This is a genomic window from Kribbella caucasensis (genome assembly GCF_004361855.1).
GTDB classification, from domain to species: domain Bacteria; phylum Actinomycetota; class Actinomycetes; order Propionibacteriales; family Kribbellaceae; genus Kribbella; species Kribbella caucasensis.
The window spans coordinates 120,587-139,829 of sequence record NZ_SNWQ01000003.1; the positions used below are offsets into that span (position 1 = coordinate 120,587).

At 68.4% G+C, this 19,243-nt stretch carries 17 protein-coding genes; 10 read left to right on the forward strand and 7 right to left on the reverse strand.

The genetic code is table 11. From position 1 onward, the window contains the following. Positions 1-45: 45 nt before the first annotated feature. Both EV643_RS07940 and EV643_RS07945 read left to right on the forward strand, forming a co-directional pair. Positions 46-702, forward strand: coding sequence for an HAD family hydrolase (locus EV643_RS07940; protein ID WP_133799339.1), 657 nt, complete (start codon positions 46-48; stop codon positions 700-702). Further along, on the forward strand, positions 699-1,913 hold the full coding sequence (locus EV643_RS07945) for a glycosyltransferase 87 family protein (protein ID WP_166665350.1): 1,215 nt from the start codon (positions 699-701) through the stop codon (positions 1,911-1,913). The genes EV643_RS07940 and EV643_RS07945 overlap by 4 nt, the downstream gene beginning before the upstream one ends. A gap of 8 nt (positions 1,914-1,921) precedes the next feature. Here EV643_RS07945 and EV643_RS07950 read toward each other — a convergent pair whose 3' ends face one another. The 3 genes from EV643_RS07950 to EV643_RS07960 form a co-directional block, all read right to left on the reverse strand. Next, entirely contained in the window at positions 1,922-2,677 is a 756-nt protein-coding gene (locus tag EV643_RS07950; RefSeq protein ID WP_133799340.1) for a response regulator, read from the reverse strand. Positions 2,678-2,885: 208 nt separating this feature from the next. Then, entirely contained in the window at positions 2,886-4,214 is a 1,329-nt protein-coding gene (locus tag EV643_RS07955) for a hypothetical protein (RefSeq protein WP_133799341.1), read from the reverse strand. A 6-nt stretch (positions 4,215-4,220) separates the two neighbouring features. Further along, a complete protein-coding gene (locus EV643_RS07960) occupies positions 4,221-4,769 on the reverse strand; it encodes a cupredoxin domain-containing protein (RefSeq protein WP_238165436.1) in 549 nt (182 codons plus the stop codon). A 153-nt stretch (positions 4,770-4,922) separates the two neighbouring features. Here EV643_RS07960 and EV643_RS07965 point away from each other — a divergent pair, with 153 nt between their 5' ends. The 4 genes from EV643_RS07965 (at position 4,923) to pruA (ending at position 9,565) form a co-directional block, all read left to right on the forward strand. Beyond that, positions 4,923-6,383, forward strand: a complete 1,461-nt coding sequence (locus EV643_RS07965; RefSeq protein WP_133799342.1) for a WS/DGAT/MGAT family O-acyltransferase — start codon at positions 4,923-4,925, stop codon at positions 6,381-6,383. Next, positions 6,380-6,904, forward strand: a complete 525-nt coding sequence (locus EV643_RS07970) for a DUF6912 family protein (RefSeq protein WP_133799343.1) — start codon at positions 6,380-6,382, stop codon at positions 6,902-6,904. The genes EV643_RS07965 and EV643_RS07970 overlap by 4 nt, the downstream gene beginning before the upstream one ends. Before the next feature lie 17 nt (positions 6,905-6,921). Then, entirely contained in the window at positions 6,922-7,830 is a 909-nt protein-coding gene (gene ku / locus EV643_RS07975) for a non-homologous end joining protein Ku (RefSeq protein WP_133799344.1), read from the forward strand. 106 nt (positions 7,831-7,936) lie between these two features. Next, the gene (gene pruA, locus EV643_RS07980) at positions 7,937-9,565 is read left to right on the forward strand and encodes an L-glutamate gamma-semialdehyde dehydrogenase (RefSeq protein WP_133799345.1); all 1,629 of its coding nucleotides are present in this window, start codon (positions 7,937-7,939) and stop codon (positions 9,563-9,565) included. Here the strand turns inward: pruA and EV643_RS07985 are convergent, their stop codons facing one another. Further along, positions 9,566-10,195 carry a TetR/AcrR family transcriptional regulator gene (locus EV643_RS07985; RefSeq protein WP_133799346.1) on the reverse strand — a complete coding sequence of 210 codons (630 nt, stop codon included), beginning with the start codon at positions 10,193-10,195 and terminating at the stop codon, positions 9,566-9,568. It abuts the gene before it with no gap. A gap of 132 nt (positions 10,196-10,327) precedes the next feature. Here EV643_RS07985 and EV643_RS07990 point away from each other — a divergent pair, with 132 nt between their 5' ends. Beyond that, on the forward strand, positions 10,328-11,185 hold the full coding sequence (locus EV643_RS07990; RefSeq protein WP_133799347.1) for an esterase/lipase family protein: 858 nt from the start codon (positions 10,328-10,330) through the stop codon (positions 11,183-11,185). Here the strand turns inward: EV643_RS07990 and EV643_RS07995 are convergent. After that, the gene (locus tag EV643_RS07995; RefSeq protein ID WP_238165437.1) at positions 11,182-11,382 is read right to left on the reverse strand and encodes a hypothetical protein; all 201 of its coding nucleotides are present in this window, start codon (positions 11,380-11,382) and stop codon (positions 11,182-11,184) included. The genes EV643_RS07990 and EV643_RS07995 overlap by 4 nt on opposite strands. 209 nt (positions 11,383-11,591) lie before the next feature. On the opposite strand from EV643_RS07995, the gene EV643_RS08000 reads away from it, so the two are divergent. After that, positions 11,592-12,602 carry a hypothetical protein gene (locus EV643_RS08000; protein ID WP_133799348.1) on the forward strand — a complete coding sequence of 337 codons (1,011 nt, stop codon included), beginning with the start codon at positions 11,592-11,594 and terminating at the stop codon, positions 12,600-12,602. Here EV643_RS08000 and EV643_RS08005 read toward each other — a convergent pair. Beyond that, positions 12,599-13,096: a DUF2505 domain-containing protein gene (locus tag EV643_RS08005; protein ID WP_133799349.1), complete on the reverse strand. Its 498-nt coding sequence runs from the start codon at positions 13,094-13,096 to the stop codon at positions 12,599-12,601. The two genes, EV643_RS08000 and EV643_RS08005, sit on opposite strands and share 4 nt — an antisense overlap. Positions 13,097-13,219: 123 nt before the next feature. Between EV643_RS08005 and EV643_RS08010 the strand changes: the two genes are divergently transcribed. Then, positions 13,220-15,070, forward strand: coding sequence for a heparinase II/III family protein (locus EV643_RS08010; RefSeq protein ID WP_133799350.1), 1,851 nt, complete (start codon positions 13,220-13,222; stop codon positions 15,068-15,070). Continuing rightward, on the forward strand, positions 15,063-16,949 hold the full coding sequence (locus EV643_RS08015; RefSeq protein ID WP_133799351.1) for a DUF2264 domain-containing protein: 1,887 nt from the start codon (positions 15,063-15,065) through the stop codon (positions 16,947-16,949). Before EV643_RS08010 ends, EV643_RS08015 begins: the two co-directional genes overlap by 8 nt. On the opposite strand, the gene EV643_RS08020 is transcribed toward EV643_RS08015, so the two are convergent. After that, positions 16,942-18,840, reverse strand: coding sequence for a hypothetical protein (locus EV643_RS08020; RefSeq protein WP_133799352.1), 1,899 nt, complete (start codon positions 18,838-18,840; stop codon positions 16,942-16,944). The two genes, EV643_RS08015 and EV643_RS08020, sit on opposite strands and share 8 nt — an antisense overlap. Positions 18,841-19,243: the final 403 nt, after the last annotated feature.

Below are 19,243 nucleotides of genomic sequence, written 5' to 3' on the forward strand. Positions count from 1 at the left end.
CCCCGTCGCCCGAGCGCCGACCAGGTGCTGAGTAGGCTTGCGCGCATGTCGGACGACGAGCCCGTACTGCGCGGCCTGCTGGTGGACTGGGGCGGTGTGCTCACCTCCGGTCTCGAAGACGCCCTCGGGCGCTGGGCCGAACTGGACGGGATCGACTTCGAGACCTACTACACCGCGATCGTCGACTGGCTCGCCGCGACCCCGGCCGAGGTCGAGCTGAACCCGATCCACGCCCTCGAACGCGGCCAGATCGCGGTCCCCGACTTCGAGCGCAAGCTGGCCGCGATCCTGGTCCGCCGCGACGGTACGCCGGTCCCGGCCGAGGGCCTGATCGAGCGGATGTTCGCGCACTTCGAGCACCAGCCGCAGATGTCGGCCCTGATCCGCCGGGCCAAGTCGCACGGGATCAGGACCGCGCTGCTGTCCAACTCCTGGGGCAACGCCTACCCGCGCGACACCTGGGACGGCATGTTCGACGACCTGGTCATCTCCGGTGAGGTCGGGCTGCGCAAGCCGGAGCCGGAGATCTTCCTGCTCGCCGCCGAACGGCTGGACCTCAAACCGGTCGAGTGCGTCTTCGTCGACGACCTGGAGCTGAACGTGGAAGGCGCCCGCGCACTCGGGATGACGGCGATCCACCACGCCTCGTACGACGAGACCCGGCGCGAGCTGGAAACCCTGTTCGGGATCGATCTGACGTGAAAGCTGATCATCGCCGGCTCGTCCTCGTGATCGTCGGCTGTGCCGCCTTCGTCGCGCTCGGCGCCTGGGCGTACGGCCTGTTCGGCGGCATGATCGACCTGCGCGTCTACCGAATGGGCGGCTCGGTCCTGCTCGACCGCGCCGACCTGTACGACGCGCAGCTGCCGGGCTCGGGTCTGCCGTTCACCTACCCGCCGTTCGCCGCGATCGCGATGGTGCCGTTGGCCGCGGTGCCGTGGGGTGTCGCGCTGGTGGTGTGGACGACGATCTCGGTGCTCAGCATCGGCGCGATCTGGCGGAGCAGTCTCCCGGCGTCCGCGTGGAACCTGCTCCCGGTCGATTGGCGTGAGCGGCGGCTCGTCGTACTGGCTGCCCTTTCGCTGGCGTCGTTGCTGCTGGAACCGGTTTGGCAGACGATCCAGTTCGGCCAGATCAACCTGTTGCTGACAGCAATGATCCTGCTGGATCTGGTCCGGTCGAAGGATGCGCGGCTGCGGGGGTTCTGGCTGGGCGTCACGATCGGGGTGAAGCTGACGCCGTTGCCGTTCCTGGCGTTCCTGCTGATCACCAAGCAGTGGAAGGCGTTCCGCAACGCCGTACTCGGGTTGCTCACGACGATGGCGGTCGGGTTCGCCGTCGTTCCGAACCAGTCCTGGGAGTACTGGACGGTCGTGATCCGCAACGCCAACCGGGTCGGCGGGCTGGCGTACACCGCGAACCAGTCGTTCACGGGGTTCCTCCACCGGCTCGGCGACGAGGCGTCCTGGGTGCAGCCGGCGTGGTTCGTCCTGTCGGCGGTCTTCGGCATGCTGGTGCTCTGGCTGGCCCGCCGGTACTGGCTGGCCGACGAACGTGTCGCCGGGTTGTCCGTGATGGCGCTGGCCGTGCTCTACGCGTCGCCGGTGTCCTGGAGCCACCACTGGGTCTGGATCATCCCGCTCGGCGTCAGCCTGATCCGCGCGGTCGACCGCGAATGGGGCCGCCGCGCGGCCGCGATCACCGGCGCCGCCTGGTACTTCCTGTTCGTCCTCCGCTCGATCTGGTGGGTCCCGTACCGCGACGACCGCGAGCTGACCTGGACCTTCTGGCAGTCCATCCCCGGCAACTCCCACCTCATCCTCGGCCTACTGGCGTTCGCGATCCTCGCCTACACCTCCCGCTCCCTCCCCAAACCCCAGTCAGCTCCGAAGGAGTATGTGCGGGAAGGTTGATCGGGGGATCAGTTGAGACTGCGGAGTACGAGGTTCAGCAGATCGTTCGGTCGGTTGGTCGATCCCTGGGCGCCACGGCGGAATGCCTCCTGCCGATGTGCCTCGCTGTTCGATCCGGCATAGATGAAGAACGGTGTTGGGTTACCGGTCTCCCGCAAGGCCTTCAACAGCACGTACCCCTCGGTCGGTCCTTCCTTCCGTCCCATGTCGGAAATGATGGCACCGTACGTTTGGGTTGCATGCCGCGCCAGCGCCTCCTGCGTGCTCAGGGCGATTTCGACGTGGAAACCGAGGTTCTCAAAGGCTTCGCGGAGGTCGGTGTTGTTCTCCGGCCGATCATCTACCCACAGAATGCGTCGGTGGGCGGGCGATGTTCTCGGTATGACTTCCTGCGCCGCCCTGACCGTGGAAGCGGCGTCTTCGACACTGAACGTGCTCGACGGGTCGTTCTGCTCCGACGTTTGCTGAACCTTGAGCAGGGGCGACAGTGCGGAGAGAAAGCTCTTGTCGTCACGGTAGTCGCTCGGACCGTAGAGATGAGTCGGATGTTTGGCGACGAGCCAGGAGAACATCAGCAGAATCAGAACCGGAAAGCCGACGATGAAGATCACCAGAATCCGTCGGTCGCCGGGGCCGAGCCTCGTACCGACTGCCAGGGTCACCGAGGCCAGACAATCGACCAGGAGAACGAACAGGGCGATCAGCCCGAGTGGAGTGCGCGCCAAGCGGATAGCCGACGAATTGATACCTAATGTTCCGGACATGAGGTTCCCCCCTCAATTGAGTTGATTATGGAGGGGAGCCGGTGGTTAGTCCAGATCCGGTTGGTAGCCGCCCTGCCATCCGCCCGAGCCGCGGCAATCAACGCGTCCCGCAGCCGCCCCGCTGCTCAACCGTGAACATCCGCCCACCCTAGAGCCCCGACGTCCGAAGAACCGTGCGCTATAGGCCAGGCTTCTTCGGACGCAAGCGTCAGGTGGAGAAGAGGAGGACGAGGCCGCCGATTGTGTAGCCGACCATTACTACCAGGAGGGGGATCTGGCCTAGTAGGGCCTTGTTGCGGGGGAATAGGGCCACTGCGCGGTCGTGGGCGGAGACAACGCCCATCAGGTGACCCGAGACCACCGCGAGCACCTGGAGGACGGCGATTGTGGTGCTGTGGTTGGTGATGCCGGTGTTCACGGCGAGTAGGCCGGTGCCGAAGACGTTCGCGCCGTTGCTCAGTGGGTCGCTCAGGTAGATCAGCGTCCGCTGGCCTTCCAGGATGAGCAGCGTCAGGTAGTGCGCGACGACATAGCCGAACGCGATCGGGATGACCGAGTGTGCGAACAACCCGGGCAGCTTCGTCCGGGAGCTGTCCGACATCCGCCCCGCGAGCACCGTTGCGGCCGAGTACGTGACGAGCACGAAGACCACGAACGTGATCAGCGCACCCGTGCCGAGGAGGGTCATCGAGTAGTCCGTGTTCTGCGCCCAGCCGATCCAGGCCGACGAGTTGGAGAACCCGTCGTACGCCGTACTGCCGAGCAGGGCGGCCACCATCCCGACCAGGCCGGGTTGTGCCTTCAGACCGTCCAGGTTCTCCAGCGGCCGCCGGAGTACGAGTGATCCGTCGGTCCGCCGGCCCCACGGGGAGAGGCGGGCCATCAGCGTGGCGTAGACCTCGAACGGATCGGCGGTGGAGAACCACTTGTCGCCGAAGAGGATCGCCCCGAACATCGTGATCACGACGTACAGGGCCAGGTAAGCCTGCAGCACCGGAAGGGTGGCCCGGTCCGGGGCGACTAGTTCCAGCCAGGTGAACGCGAAGATGCCGAGCGCGGCCGGCCATAGACCCAGCCAGGACGGCAACTCCAGCACGCCCCTCGACGGCGGCTGACGCAGGAGCTTGCAGAGCAGCAGGTGGATCGTGCGCAGCGGGTTGAGGGTGCGCCAGACCGGGCCCAGGAGCAGCGAGATCGGCACCAGGCCGACCCAGACCAGGATGTAGATGAAGCCGAAGATCGGGTTCGTCAGCCGGTCCACGCCGAACAGCAGCGCGACCATGGCGTACAGGAAGATCGCCAGCCCGATCAGCCGGACCAGCCAGCGGAACCAGCCCGCGTCGACGGTCCGGGTGATTGCGGCCGGCAACGGCTTGCCGGAAGAGTCACCCTTGTACTTCGGGTTCCGCCAGGCCAGCCCCAGGACGACGAAGGACAACGCGATCGCGACCGCGGCGCCGCCGACGGCCAGGCCGAACGGGACGGGCAGGTCCTGCCGGCCGCCGATCCCGTGCAGCGGTAGGAGAAGAGCCGTCATGAGAGGTCAGGAAACGACGAGCTTGGCGACCAGCTTGCCGCTCTCGTGCGTCTCGATCTCGAAGGTGCCCTTCATGTTCGCGGTGAACTTCACCTGGGCCGTCTTGCCCGGCTGCAGCTCCAGCTCCTTGTCGTACCCGTGGATGTGCAGTTGGTCCGCCTCGTCGCTGATCGCGGTGATCAGCACGGTCTGACCGGCCTGCACCTTGATGCTGGTGCCGCTCGGGTTCACCTTGCCGTTGGCAACGGTGACGTTGATGGTCACGTCGGCCTGCTCGCCGGACGGGTCCGCGGTGTTCGACGGCGTGTTGGTCTTCGGCCCGGTCGGCGTCACCGTCGGGGTGGTCGGCAGGTCGGTGGGGGTGGCGGTCGGTACGTTCGACGGGGTCGTGCTGGGACTCGCGCCGCTGCCGGAATCACCGCCGCAGCCGGCCAGAACCAGCATGCCGAGAGTGGGCAGGATCGCGAGCGCGGTACCGCGCCTGAGCGTCGAACGCATGATCTTCGAGGGGCCTTTCACTGTGTCGAGGTACACCAGGGCGTAGGACCTGCCCACTTGCCCATACGAACGCCGGGCTCGCCGGGTTCCCGCGATGTGCCATCGGGCGTGTCAAGATCGCCTTGTGCCGCTGACAAGTGTCGCAGCTCACTGTCGGCGGTGACCGCTAGGGTGACCGGACAGGGAAATCACGGGGCCGAGGGAGGTCGGATGCGGGACCGGTTGTCGTCGTTGGACCTCACCTTCCTCAAGGTGGAGAGCCCGGCCACGCCGATGCACGTCGGCACCGTGGACATCTTCGAGCCGCCGGTGCACGGCGACGACGAGTTCGACTACGAGAGCCTGGTCGCGCTGATCCGGGACCGGATCGCCTTCGTGCCGCGGTACCGGCAGCGGGTCCAGCAGGTCCCGGGCCGGTTCGCCGGACCGGTCTGGGTGGACGACGAGGAATTCGACATCACCTTCCACGTACGCCGCTCGGCGCTGCCCCGGCCGGGGACGCACGCCCAGTTGCTGGAGCTGGTCGCCCGGATCATGTCGCGCCGGCTGGACCGGGCCCGGCCGCTGTGGGAGATGTACCTGGTCGAGGGGTTGCAGGGGGACCGGTTCGCGATCATCTCCAAGTCCCACCAGGCGCTGGTCGACGGCAGCGGCACGGTCGACATCGGCCAGGTGGTGCTCGACGCCACCGCGCATCCGCGGCCGACCCCGACCGACACCTGGCATCCCGCGCATCCGCCGTCCGCGCTGGAGTTGCTCGCCGGGGTGTTCACCGACGCAACCCGGCACCCGACCGCGGTGCTGGAGCTGGCCCGCGCGGAGATGGCCAGCCTGACCGGATCCACCTCGGTCCGGGAGGTGATCGGGGACGTGGTCGGCTCCCTGGTCGCGCAGCGGCACCAGGAGAGCTCGCTGCATGTGAAGACGTCCGGGCAGCGCCGGTTCACCACTGTGCAGACCGATCTGGAGGACTACAGGGCCGTTCGCGCGATGCACGGCGGCACGGTCAACGACGTGGTCCTGGCCGTCGTCGCCGGGGCGTTCCGGGCCTGGATGATGACCCGGGGTGAGGGGGTCGGGCCGACCCGGAGCGTGCGGGCGGTGGTTCCGGTGAGCATCCGCGACGACGAGGACGAGGAGCCCACGTCGCTCGGCAGCCGGGTGATCGCGTCGACCGTGAACCTGCCGGTCGGGGAGAACTCGCCGGTGATGCGGCTGCACCAGATCTCGTACCAGACCAAGGTGCACAAGGACACCGGGCGGGCGGTGAGCGCCCGGTCGCTGGTCGGGATCGCCGGGTTCGCGCCGACCACGCTGCACGCGCTGGCGGCCCGGGTGGCGACCGCGACCGTGCGGCCGATCGACGACGTGGTGATCACCAACGTGCCCGGTCCCCAGTTCCCGCTCTACGCTCAGGGTGCGCCGATGCTGGCGTCGTACCCGGTCGTCCCGTTGATGCCCGGACAGGGCCTCTCCGTCGGCGTCACGTCGTACGACGGGAAGGTGTCGTTCGGGCTGAACGCGGACCGGACGGCGATGCCGGACCTGGCCGTCTTCGCCCAATGCCTGACGGACGCGCTGGACGAGTTGCTGGACACCACCAAAGGCAGCCGGAACCGGGCCTCGCGCGGCCGGCGGAAGCCGCGGAGTACGAAGAAGGCGGGCTCATGAGGGTCTACATACCGTCCACGCTCCCGCTGCTCGACGCGGCCTGCCACACCGGTGAGTTCAGCCCGGCCCCGCTGACGGCGTATGCTGTGACCCCGGCGCTGCGGGAGTGGTACGCCGAGGGTGACGACGAAGAGCTCGAGTACGCCGCGATGTCGCAGGCGGCCCGTGCCTCGGTCGGGCTGCTCGCTGCCAATCCGGATGCCCCGCGCCGCCGGATCGTCGTAGCCTGCGAGGTGAGCGCGGTTCCGCCGCCCGACGGCACGGTCGAGCTCGGTGACGCCCGGCTGGAGTTGCGGGTGGTGGTCCCGTGGTCGGCGGTCGCCTCGGTCCACCTGGACGCGGCCGGCGCCGCCGAGGTGGTCGGCAAGGCGGCGGCGGCGTGGGACGCGGCGCTCGGCGGTGACGAGGACGCTGTTTTCGCGCTCGACTCGTGCGAGGGTGAAGATCTGCTGTGGTACGCGACCCAGGAGATCCCCGATCTGCTGGCCGCGGAGGGACCCCGTGGCGGGCTGAAGAGCTGACAGGGAGCTGATTGGCGATGCAGGCAATCTGGAAGGGCGCCATCTCGTTCGGGATGGTCACGATCCCGATCAAGGTGTACTCCGCGACCGAGGAGAAGGACATCTCCTTCCGGCAGGTGCACGTCGCCGACGGCGGCCGGATCAAGTACAAGCGGATCTGCTCGATCGACGGCGAGGAAGTGCCGTACTCGGACATCGGCAAGGGCTACGAGATGGCCGACGGGCGGATGGTGGTGCTGGAGCCGGACGACTTCGCCGACCTGCCGCTGTCCAGCAAGAAGGTCATCGACGTGTTGGAGTTCGTGCCGGCCGACACGGTCGACCCGCTCTACCTGGGCAAGTCCTACTACCTGGCCGCCGACGGCGGACCCGGCGGGAAGCCGTACGTGCTGCTCCGGGACGCGCTCGAAGGATCCGACCTGTACGCCCTGGTGAAGGTCGCGCTCCGGTCGCGGGAGAGTCTAGGGCTGCTCCGGACGTTCGACAACGTGCTGGTGCTGCAGGTGATGCTGTGGCCGGACGAGGTCCGGGACTCCTCGTTCGCGGCGCCGGCCGAGGACATCGAGATCCGCAAGCAGGAGAAGGCGATGGCGGAGTCGTACATCGACACCCTGCGTGGCGAGTTCGATCCGGACCAGTACCACGACGAGTACCGGCACGCGCTCGAACAGCTCGTCGAGGCGAAGGCGGCCGGGGTGCCGCTGCCCGAGTCGGACGAGGAAGAGACCGAGACCGCCGAGGTGGTCGACCTGGTCGCCGCGCTGAGAGCGTCGGTCGAGGCAGCGAAGGCCCGCCGGGCCGGTGGCGACTCGGCACCCGCCAAGAAGGCCGCGGCCAAGAAGGCAGCCCCCGCGAAGAAGGCGACCGCGGCCAAGAAGGCACCCGCCAAGAAGACAGCCAAGAAGGCCGCGAAGAAGTCGGCCTGACCAGAGCAGTCTGACCGGACCAGTCGGGTTCGTGGTCTGGGGTGGGGGCGTGGCAGCATGAAGGGCGCGCCAGTAAAACCAGAGTCGATGGAGGAGCAGCCCGAACATGGATGCCGTCACCGCCGTACCCACGCCTGCCAACGAGACGGTTCGCGGTTACGCGCCTGGCTCACCCGAGCGGGGCAGCCTGGAAGCCAAGCTCAAGGACTTCACCGCGGCCGGGGCGATCGACCTGACCTGCACGATCGGCGGCGAGCAGCGGATGGGTGGCGGCGCGCCGATCAAGGTGGTCCAGCCGCACAAGCACGCGCACGTGCTCGGCACCCTCGGCAACGCGACCGAGGCGGACGGCAAGGCGGCCGTGGACGCGGCCCTCGCGGCGGCCCCGGCCTGGCGCGCGCTGTCCTTCGACGACCGCGCGGCGATCTTCCTCAAGGCGGCCGACCTGCTGGCCGGCCCGTGGCGCGACACCCTGAACGCGGCCACCATGCTCGGCCAGTCGAAGACGGTCCAGCAGGCCGAGATCGACGCAGCGTGTGAGTTGATCGACTTCCTCCGGTTCAACGTGGCCTTCGCCCGCGGCATCGTCAGCGACCAGCCGATCTCGTCGCCGGGGATCTGGAACCGGGTCGACTACCGGCCGCTGGAGGGGTTCGTCTACGCGATCACCCCGTTCAACTTCACCGCGATCGCCGGCAACCTGCCGACCGCGCCCGCGCTGATGGGCAACACCGTGGTCTGGAAGCCGTCGCCGACGCAGCAATTCGCGGCGCACTGGACGATGCGGCTGTTCGAGGCCGCCGGACTGCCGGCCGGCGTGATCAACCTGGTCACCGGTGACGGCATCGACGTGAGCAAGGCCGCCCTGACCCACCCGGACCTGGCCGGTATCCACTTCACCGGTTCGACGAAGACGTTCCAGAGCCTGTGGTCGACGGTCGGCGCCAACATCGCGGCGTACAAGACCTACCCGCGGCTCGTCGGCGAGACTGGCGGCAAGGACTTCATCCTGGCTCACCCGTCGGCCGATCCCGCGGTGCTGAAGACGGCGATGGTGCGCGGCGCGTTCGAGTACCAGGGGCAGAAGTGTTCCGCCGCCAGCCGCTCGTACGTCGCTCGCTCGGTCTGGGACAAGATCCGTGACGACATCGCGGCCGAGACCGACTCGCTGACGATGGGCGACGTGACCGACCTGTCGAACTTCATCGGCGCGGTGATCGACGACCGTGCGTTCGGCAAGCACAAGGCCGCGCTCGACCGGGCCCGGCAGACCGACTCGATCGAGGTGCTTGCCGGCGGCACCTATGACGACAGCGAGGGGTACTTCGTCCGCCCGACCCTGCTGGTGTCCGCCGACCCGGCCGACGAGATCTTCACCACCGAGTACTTCGGCCCGATCCTCGGCGTCCACGTGTACGACGACGCGGACTATGACCAGGTGCTGCGGCAGATGGAGAGCGCCGCGCCGTACGGGCTGACCGGTGCGGTGATCGCGCAGGACCGGCACGCGATCGCGGCGGCGAGTGACTACCTGCGGTTCGCGGCGGGCAACTTCTACGTCAACGACAAGCCGACCGGTGCGGTGGTCGGCCAGCAGCCGTTCGGCGGTTCCCGGGCCAGCGGCACCAACGACAAGGCCGGCTCGATGTGGAACCTGATCCGCTGGGCCAGCCCGCGTTCGATGAAGGAGACCTTCGCCCCGCCGACCGACTACCGCTACCCGCACCAGGGCTGATCAGGACTTCGTGACCAGGCCGCGCCGGACGGTGATGTAGAAGCTGGTCAGATCGTCGATCAGGTTCTCCACCTGTCCGGCGTCGCCGAGGTCCGCGTCGAGCAGCCAGTCGGCCACCAGGTCGAACAGTCCGCCGACCAGTCCGATCGCCACCGCGCGCCGGGCCGGGTCGTCGGTCGTCTCGTCGAAGCGGTCCCAGAGGGATTCCAGGAAGGTCGCCGTCCAGCGCCGATTGGTCCGGCGCTGGCGCTCGATGACCTGCGAGATGCCGGATGCCTGACCGAAGGTGACCTTGACGACGCGCGGATCGTCGAGCAGCGCGTGAACAAAGGCCGCCAGCAGTTCCGGGGCGACCTGTCGTTCGCTGCCGGTCGCCTGCGTGGCCAGCTCGACCATCCGCGCCTCGAGCCGCTCGGAGACCCGTTGCAGCAGCCCGAGGTAGCAGGCCTCCCTGCTGTCGAAGATCTCGTAGAAACTCTTGGTCCCGACGTACGCCGTACTGCAGATCTGCTCGATCGACGTGGCCAGGTAGCCCTGCTTGGCGAAGAGGTCGAGAGCGGCGTCGAGGAGCTGTTCGCGGCGCTCGGCCCGTCGCTGGTCGGCGTCGAGCCCCCGGATCCGTCGTCCCATGGAACCGACACTACCCACGTCGACGGGTTGGTAACCAGAACCTCGGTCAGGAACACGAGGGCTTGTTCCTAACCCGAAGACGTGCTCAACTGACAGTCACCCGGTCGTCACCCCAAGTCCACGGGAGCCGTCATGCACACCTTAGCCCGGCGAGCCGCCGCAGCCCTCGCGGCCATTTTGCTGCTCACAACGACGGCCACAACAGCATCGGCCGCAACCTCGTCGGGCTTCGACGACTGGTCATGCAAGCCGTCGGCCGCCCACCCCAACCCGCTGGTCCTGCTGCACGGTCTGGGCGGGAACGGCCCCGGCAACTACTCGTACCTCGGCCCGTATCTGGCCGCGAAGGGCTACTGCGCCTTCACCCTCACCTACGGCCAGGCGAGCCCGGCCATCCCGGTCGGCGGGACGGTCTCGATCGCCCGGTCCGCCGCCGAGATCGAGGCTTTCGTCGACCGCGTCCGGACTGCGACCGGCGCCGCGAAGGTGGACCTCGTCGGCCACTCCGAGGGCGGGTTCCAGAGCATCTACGGCCCGAAGGTCCGCGGGTACGCCGCGAAAGTGGGCAAGGTGGTCGCGCTGGCGCCGCCGACGCACGGGACGACGTTCGGCGGGCTCGTGAGCGTCGGCGCCTTCCTGGGACTGGGGCCCTTGGTAGACCAGGTACTGCGCGAGTTCGGCTGCCCCGCGTGCGAGGAGATCATCGTCGGCGGCGCGGCTGTGGATCAGTTGACGGACGGGCCGATCGCCCAGGCCGGCGTGATGTACACGGTGATCGCCTCGAGGTTCGACGCCCTGGTGACACCGCACGAGACCTCGTTCATCCGCGAGCCCGGAGTACGGAACGAGTTCGTCCAGGACAGCTGCCCGATCGACCCGGTCGGTCATGTCGGGCTGGCCTTCGACCCCACGGTCGCGCAGCTGGTCGCGAACGCGCTCGACCCGGCCCACGCGACCCGGGTGAGCTGTGGCTTCGGCCCGCCGCTCTAAGCGGTTTCGAGGTGCTGGAGTGGTGGCCCGATCAGCAGGGCGGATCCGCAGGTGACGCAGATCCACTCGCCGGCCGGGTCGTCCACCGGGTGGTCCCCGGCTTCGACCCGTTCGAACACAGCCACGGTTTCACACACCACGCAGTACTGCGTGTCCTCGCCGCTCGCCAACACGATGTCCCGACGCTTGTTCCGCACGACAGACTCACCTCCGGGTGACTCGCCTGATTCAGCCTGCCATTGGAACGACCGACCCCGACGCAACGACACGGGTTTGCTCAGGGACGCTCGGGGTCTTCCCGGGAATCGGCGGTCACCGGGAGTAGAACCGCGCGTCCGGCCGTTACCCCGGTATGCACGAGACCGATCTCCACCTTGAGCCCAACGAAGCCTCCGATCTCTGCCGTGTGTTCGAACCCGACGTGCTCGCCCGCCACGGGTGGGACCGCGCGTTCATCACGGTGCTGGACGAGGCGGTGGCCGAGGACGCGCTCGCGATACTCGTCCATGCCGCCGGCGAACCGCTCGACGAGGCATGGGAGGCGATGCGGGTGCCCGCGGACGCCGGTGCGAGTGCGGGCAAGACGGAGGACGCCGAGGCCTGCGCCTCCCGCAACGGTTTCGTGTACGTCGTCGGCTCCCAGTTCGGGAAGAAGGCGGGTCCGCTCAACGCCAAGCGATCCTGGATCGCGCGGGTCAGTGAGGCGTCGATCGAGAGCGCACTGGCCGGTGGCCGGGCGGACCTGGAGGTCGTACGGTTCCGCTTCGTGCTGCACCGCGCCATCAACGATGCACTGGCCGACGTCGGCGTCCTGGCCCTGGGTCCGCTCGGACGTCAGGCTTACGTCGAGGCCACGATCGCGAAGGGCGCGCGTGACGCCAAGCGCTGGGCCGGCCGGATCCAGCCGACCGATCACCCGATCAACATCGAGGCGGCCGAGTTCCGTCCGGACGGCCGGTTGCTGCTCGGCCTGCGGTATCCGGTGACCGCCGACGGTCACCCGATCCTGGTCGAGCTCGAGAACGTCGACGAGTTGTTCGCCGACCCGAACGCCGTACCGAGGTGCGGCAACGTGTGGGTGTTAGGCGATGTGGGCAGCGTCGAGGCGCCGGCCGGGTTCCGGGCTCTCGACACCACGGGCGGCGACTCGTTCGACGCCGTGATCGGTGACCTCGATGCCTCCGGAAAGTCGGCCACCGTGCTGGCGGATCACCCGGAAGGCGCCCTGGCCGCCTCCGAACATGTGCGCTTCGAGCTACCGCAAGACAGCAACGGCGGCGTGGTCGGCAGCAAGGTCGTCCACCACTTCGGCGACATCCGCCGGGTAGAGGGCGTGTCCGTCGATCACGAGGGACACGCACACTACGTCATCGACGAGGAAGGCCACGTGGCTCTGCGCACCCTGGTCTCCGACTAGTTGGTGCCGTCGTGCCAGTCGCGGCCGAGTTCGTGCTCCTTGGTGAGCCCGGACCTGATCGCGTCGACCACGAACGGCTCGATCTTCTTGCCGATCAGCGGGACGCTGACCTTGACGTCGAGCTCGATCGCCTGAACGGTCTGCTTGCCGTCGGACTCGATCCTGGCGGTGCCCTTGAGCGTGACCGGCGTACCGGTGATCTCACCCTTCACATCCGCGTGCCGGGTGCCGTCCGCCCCGGCCGGGTGCCAGGTCTCGGTCTGCACCACGGTCAACGTCTGCCCGACGAACTTCCGCGCGATGTCGGGTACGTCGTTCGACGGCATCTCCCGCTGTACCCGGACGACGGTGTCGCCACCGGACTCGGTGACCTTGACGTCGTACGACAGCGCCTTGGTCTTCTCGCAGGCCTGCTCGCGGAAGGTGGCGTCGGTGACGATGGCGAAGACTTCCTCAGGGGTGGCGTCGTACGACGCCGACAGCTTCAGCTCCATGCCGCACATCATGGCAGTACTCGCCGGTCACCGGGATCCGAGGCGATCAACGCGACCTGTTCGAACCTGAACGGATCCGATCGTCCCCTGGCTACCGACCCGTGGATCGAGCAGAGTAGGCCGGTGTCACTCCTCCAGCGTTGGCAGGCGCTCGATCCGGCAACCCGTACTGCGGCGATCGGGGCGGCCCGCGACCGGGCGGGCATCCCCGATCTGCGGGACCGGGCCTGCTGGGAATCGCGGGATCGGGTCGCGACCGACTCGATCCTGGCCGAGGCGTCGGCCGATCTGGAGCGGCCCTGGCCGCACACGTTGCTGTCCGATTTTGCCCGCTATTGGCGGGACGGCGTGCGGACGGCGTACGAGGACGAGGCCCGCAAGCTCACCCGGCGTACCAGCGCGGCGGTCCTCGCGGCAGCGCTGACCGGCGACGAGATCTACGTCGATGCGGCCGCGGACGGACTGCTGCTGTTGTGTGAGCAGACAACTTGGTGTTGGGCGGCCCACGAGTCCTTCGCGACGGCCAAGGGTGAGGTCCTCGCGGATCCGGCTCAGCCGTATCTCGATCTAGGTGCGGCCGAGACGGTCGCGGTTCTGGCCTGGGCCGACCTCGTCCTTGCGCCGGCACTGGACGAACGCGTGCCCGGCCTGCGCCGCCGGCTGCGCGAGGAGACCCGCCGCCGCGTACTCCGTCCGTTCCTGACCGACCGCCGGTGGCACTGGCTCGGCCTCGACGGTCACCTGCACAACTGGAATCCGTGGATCCACGGCCATGTCCTCGCCGCGTCGTTGTTCCTGGAGACCGATCCCGAGATCCAGACCGAGGCGGTCGACCTGGTCGTCGAGGGTCTCGATCGCTACCTCGGCGCGCTCCCGGCCGACGGCGGCTGCGACGAGGGCTACTCCTACTGGTGGAACGGCCCGGCCCGGCTCGCCTCCGCGCTCGAACTGCTCGATCGGGTGACCGACCACGAGTTCGCCCCCTGGACCTGTATGCCGCTGGCCGAGTTGGCCCGGTATCCGCAACGAATGACCCTCGGCGGCGGGTGGTACGTCAATGTCGGCGACGGCCCCGCCCACCACGACCCGAAGCAGCCTTGGCAGATCCTGCACACCTGGGGACGCCGGATCGGTGATGCCGAGGTGGTCGCCCAGGCTGCTGCCCATCGGCACGAACCCTTGTCGCCCGACGCCGGTCTCGGTCGTGCGCTGGTCGCGTTGCTCGATGACGAGTGGTGGTCTGCAGTCCCCGCTTCGTCGCCGTTGCCGAGGTCCACCTGGCTCTCGAACGTTCAGCTCCTGGTCGCTCGCGAACAGGCTGCTGGGGTCGACGGCCTGACGCTGGCGGTCAAGGGCGGCCACAACGATGAGAACCACAACCACAACGACGTCGGGTCGTTCATCGCCGCGCTCGACGCGACACCGGTGCTGATCGATCTCGGTCAGCCGACCTACACGGCGATCTCGTTCTCCGACCGGCGGTACGAGCAGTGGGTGGTCCGCAGCGAATGGCACAACCTCCCGGTCGTGGCTGGGCAGGAACAGCCACCTGGCGCGCGATGGCGAGCCACCGACGTCGCAGTACGGCGGGAAGAGGCTTTCGATTCACTCGAGTTGAGCCTTGCCGAGGCTTATCCATCGGGCGGGCTGAAGCGGTCGGCGACGCTGGACCGTTCGGCGCAGGAGATCCGGATCGTAGACGAGTGGGACGAAGGTGTGCGGGTCGAGGAGCACTTCGTGATCGGTGGCGAGCCGACGGCGCATGCGCCCGGTGAGCTACTGGTCAAGACGTTGAGCGGCGGCCTGGCCCGGTTGAGCTGGGATCCCGCACTCGGCACTGGTCGGCTGGAACGACGCCCGGTGAACGACGACCTGCTGGAAGGCGTCTGGGGCCCGTACGTACACCGGCTGATCATCGACACCGATGGGACAACCTTCGAACTGAAGTTCACCCGGGGGAGCACGCATGACTGAGGCGCGCGAGTCCTGGGCCTCGACCGCGGACGGACTGTTGCTGTCCTTGCGACCGTGGGCCTCACCGGATCACGCGCGCATCGACCTGCCCGGACGATCGAGCGCGTACGGCCGGGATAGTGATTCGCTGGAGGCGTTCGCGCGATCGTTCCTGCTTGCGGCGATCCGGTTGCGCGGCGAGGACGGCAACGATCCGCACGATCTGGCCGGCTGGTACGCCGAGGGTTTGCGGGCGGGCACGGATCCGGGTTCGCCGCACGCCTGGCCGCGGCCGGACCAGCTCGGCCAGGCCAAGGTGGAGGCCTGCTCGATCGCCCTCGGGCTTCACTTCAGCAGGCCGTGGCTCTGGGACCGGCTGGCCGACACCGATCGCGAGCGAGTGGTCGCGTGGTTGTCGACCGTGGTCGGCGAGGAGTATCCGCCGATCAACTGGGTCTGGTTTCAGATCGTTGTCGAGACCTTCCTCAAGTCAGTCGGCGGCCCCTGGTTGCTCGCGGACATCGAGAGCGGGCTCGCCGTCCACGAGTCCCTGTACCGCGACCACGGCTGGTACGCCGATGGGCCCGAACGCGCCTTCGACCACTACAACGGCTGGGCGTTGCACGTCTATCCGTTGCTCTGGGCATCGATGGACGGGAGCTTGTGCGAACCTCGGCTCGAGGCAGCCTGGCGCGACCGGCTCTCGGCGTACCTGGACACGGCTGTACAACTGATCGGCGGCAACGGATCCCCTTTGATCCAAGGCCGCAGCCTCACCTACCGCTTCGCTGCGGCGGCACCACTCTGGATGGGCGCGATCACCGGCGCGACGGACCTGCCGATGGGTCTCCTACGCCGTGCGGCCTCTGGCATGCTCGGGCACTTCCTCGACCGCGGCGTCCCCGACGAGCGCGGTCTGCTGAACCTCGGTTGGTACGGCGAATGGCCGGCGATCGCCCAGTCGTACTCCGGCCCGGGTTCGCCGTATTGGGCGGTGAAGGGGATGCTCGGCCTGCTGCTGCCGCCAGACCACCCGGTCTGGGTCGAACCGGAGCAACCGCTGCCGGTCGAGTCGGGCGACTTCACCTTGGAATTGCCGGAACCCGGTTGGCTCGTCAGCGGCACGCAGTCCGACGGCATCGTCCGCATCGCGAACCACGGCACGGACCACTCGAACCCCGGCGACCGGCGTACTGACTCCCCGCTCTACGCGAGGCTCGGCTACTCCACCCACACCATGCCGCCGCTGGGTCAGCGCGCGTGGTCGGAAGCTGTCGAGAACTCCATCGCGCTGGTCCACCCAGACCTCGGCCCGAGTCACCGCAATGGCTTCACCACCATTGGTCCCGGTGTCTCTGTGGCCTCGACGCATTGGGTCCGCACTGCGGAGGACACCGGCCCGGAGCACGGCTCAGGTCGCTCGGGAACCGTGGTGGACGGTCCGCGGATCGTGATGGGCTCGGCGTTGCGCGGCAACCAAGAGGTACGAGCCGTGCTGATCCCGCCGGACGCCTCGCTCGATCGGTCCTGGTCTCTGGAGATCAGCGGCTGGCCCCTCTCCGCTGACGAACCGCCGACTGAGGTGATCGACGGACCCAGTGCCCGTGTGGAGACGAAGACAGGCCTGGCGTCGATCATTGCCGGGGGCATCGGTTTCGCAGACGCCGAGATCCGCCGTCTGGATGCTAGCAGCCCGGTTGGTGAACACACCGCGATCCCGTTGCTACGAACCAATCCCGTCGCAGGCCGTATCTATGCAGCCGTGGTGACGCTCGTGGGCTCCACAACCTCCCAGCAACCTCTCCCGACAGTCAGGCTGACCGGCACGACGGTCGTCGTCGAGTGGGGAGATGGCGACCCCAGCTCGGTCGACCTGGCGCCTCCCGACCGATTCAATTAGTCGGTTCCGGCGAGGTGGGCCAGGTCGGGTGGGTGCCTCGGTGGTCTACCCGGAAGGTGAACCGGTGTGGGCTGGTCCACTCCAGTGCACCGTCGTCGAGTCGGCGGACCTGCCAGCGTCCGTGCGTCTTCAGCCGGTGGGTGAACCGGCGCAACGGCGCGAGGTTGGTGGTGGAGGTCTGCTCGGTTGGTCCGAGGGGATCGTAGGGCTGGATGTGGTCGAGGTCGGTGGTGTTGGTGGTGTGCGCGGTGCCGTACGGGAACTGCTCGACCGGGTAGGTGAGCTTGATCCGTTCCCGGATCCGGGCCGGGATTTCGTAGGCGTCGACGCTGATGTTGTGGTTGAGGTCGATCACCGGTTTCACGATGTAGGGGCGGTGGCCGATGAGTTCGGCGAGCTGGTCGGCGAGGAGTGGGCCGAGGTTCTCCACCCGCAGGACGCCGGTGCCGGTGGCGAGGGTCTGGTGGGTCAGGTGCACGTACACCACGGTCCCGCCCGTGCCCGCGGCCGCACGCCCACTCCTAGCACGCCCACCCGCACCCCCGAGGCTGGTGCCGGGGGCGATGCCGTCGAGCCGGTTGAGGGTGGCGTTGAGGGCGCGGCGTGCGGCGGTGTCCATCGGTTCGGCGTCGTCGTCGTCGATGGTGGTGGGGGTGGGGTTGCCGGGGTCGGGTGGTGGTCGGCGGGGTGGGGTGTCGAGGGGGTCGGGCAGGTCGCTGGTGCTGGGGTGTGGTGCGTCGCGGTCGGTCTCGTCGTCGGGTTCCCGCATCCACCATTCGCCCAGGTCGGTGTCGTCGACGGGGTCGGTCGAGTGCGCGGATTCAGCGGGACCGACCGGGTCGACCGGGGCCGCGGGATCGGCCGGGTCGTTGGTGGCGGCGGGGCCGGCATGGACCGGGGCGGTCGCCAGGTCGTCGGCGGGGCGGGTGGGGCGTGCGGGGTTCGCAGAAGTTGAGGGATCGGTGGCGTCGACCGGGTCAGCCGGGTCGGCGGTGTCGGCAGGATCCGCGGAATCGACCGCGGCCGCGGGGCGCGCGGCCGCACTGGGGCGGTTGGCGGAGGTGGCCGGGTCGGCCGACGCGGCTGGGTTGGCGGGGGCGGTGGCTGCGGTGCGGGCTTCTTGGGCGGCGGTGAGGAGGGCGAGGGTGTAGTCGGGGTCGGCGAGGATGCCGATCGCGCGGGCGCGGCGCAGGCGCAGCGGGTCGGTGTCGCCGAGGGTCTTCAGGGCGTCGGCGATCGAGTTGATGGTGGCGTCGAAGCGGATCACGTCACCGGAGGCGGCCAGCACGTACATGGCCTTGGTGCCGTTGTCGTCGGATTGGGCGACGTAGACGCCGCGTTCGCGTTGCTTCTGCTTCGCGGCGGCCGCGGCGGCCTCGGGGTCGGCCTTCCAGAGGGCGGCCTTGACGATGGTGGTGAGCCGGGCCGGGGTGACCGAGTCGATGATGCCGGCGACTTCGTGGTCGACGAGCGCGGCCGCCTCCAGGGACAGGTGGAGGCAGGCGGTGGCGATCTTGCGGGCCTTCCACGGGGTTGCCTCGTAGGCCTGGACCATGGCCCAGCAGCGGGGGAGGCGGTGCAGCAGGGCCAGGGCCTGGCCGACGAACTCGGCGGCGACGCCGGCGGAGACGCCGAGGACGACGGCGCCGAACTCGGCCGGTGCGAACTCGGCGATCTCGGGGCAGCCCGCACCGCCCAGCACCACACCCCGCTCCCGGCCACGCTGACCACCGCGGTCGCGGCGCGGCAGCGTGTCGACGCTGTGGAGGGCGGCGAACTGCTGGGCATGGACAAGGACACTCACCTCATGCTCGCGGGCCGTGGCGTGGTGCTCGGCGGCCGAGGCGAGCACCTCGGCCGCGGTCAGCCCTGACAAGTCTCCTTCGAACATGCTCTAATTCTATCGAACAAATGTTCGAATCACCAAATCGTCCGACCTTGATATCCCTTGTTTTCAAGGGAAGTTCGGTCGGGTGGGTAGCTCGCTGGGTTCTGATGGGTGGCGGTGCGCCGTTGCTCCTGGAGTTCGCGACGACCGCCGAAACTGCGGCGCCATTCGGTCTTCTTCGGGCTGCTCCCGCTGGATGATCGCTGCTGGTGGCGCCCTCCGGCTGCTAGCGCCGAGCTGCTAGCGCCGAGGTCGATGTTCCAGGTCAGGGCCGACTTATGGAGTGGCGTTCAGGAGGTCTAGGTTTGCAGTCGGGCTGCGTCGAGTTTGTCGATGGGGCCGTACGACGGGGGCCGTACTGGTCCATTCAGGCCGCCCCGGAACCCCTGCCACAGCTCGAGCTCGA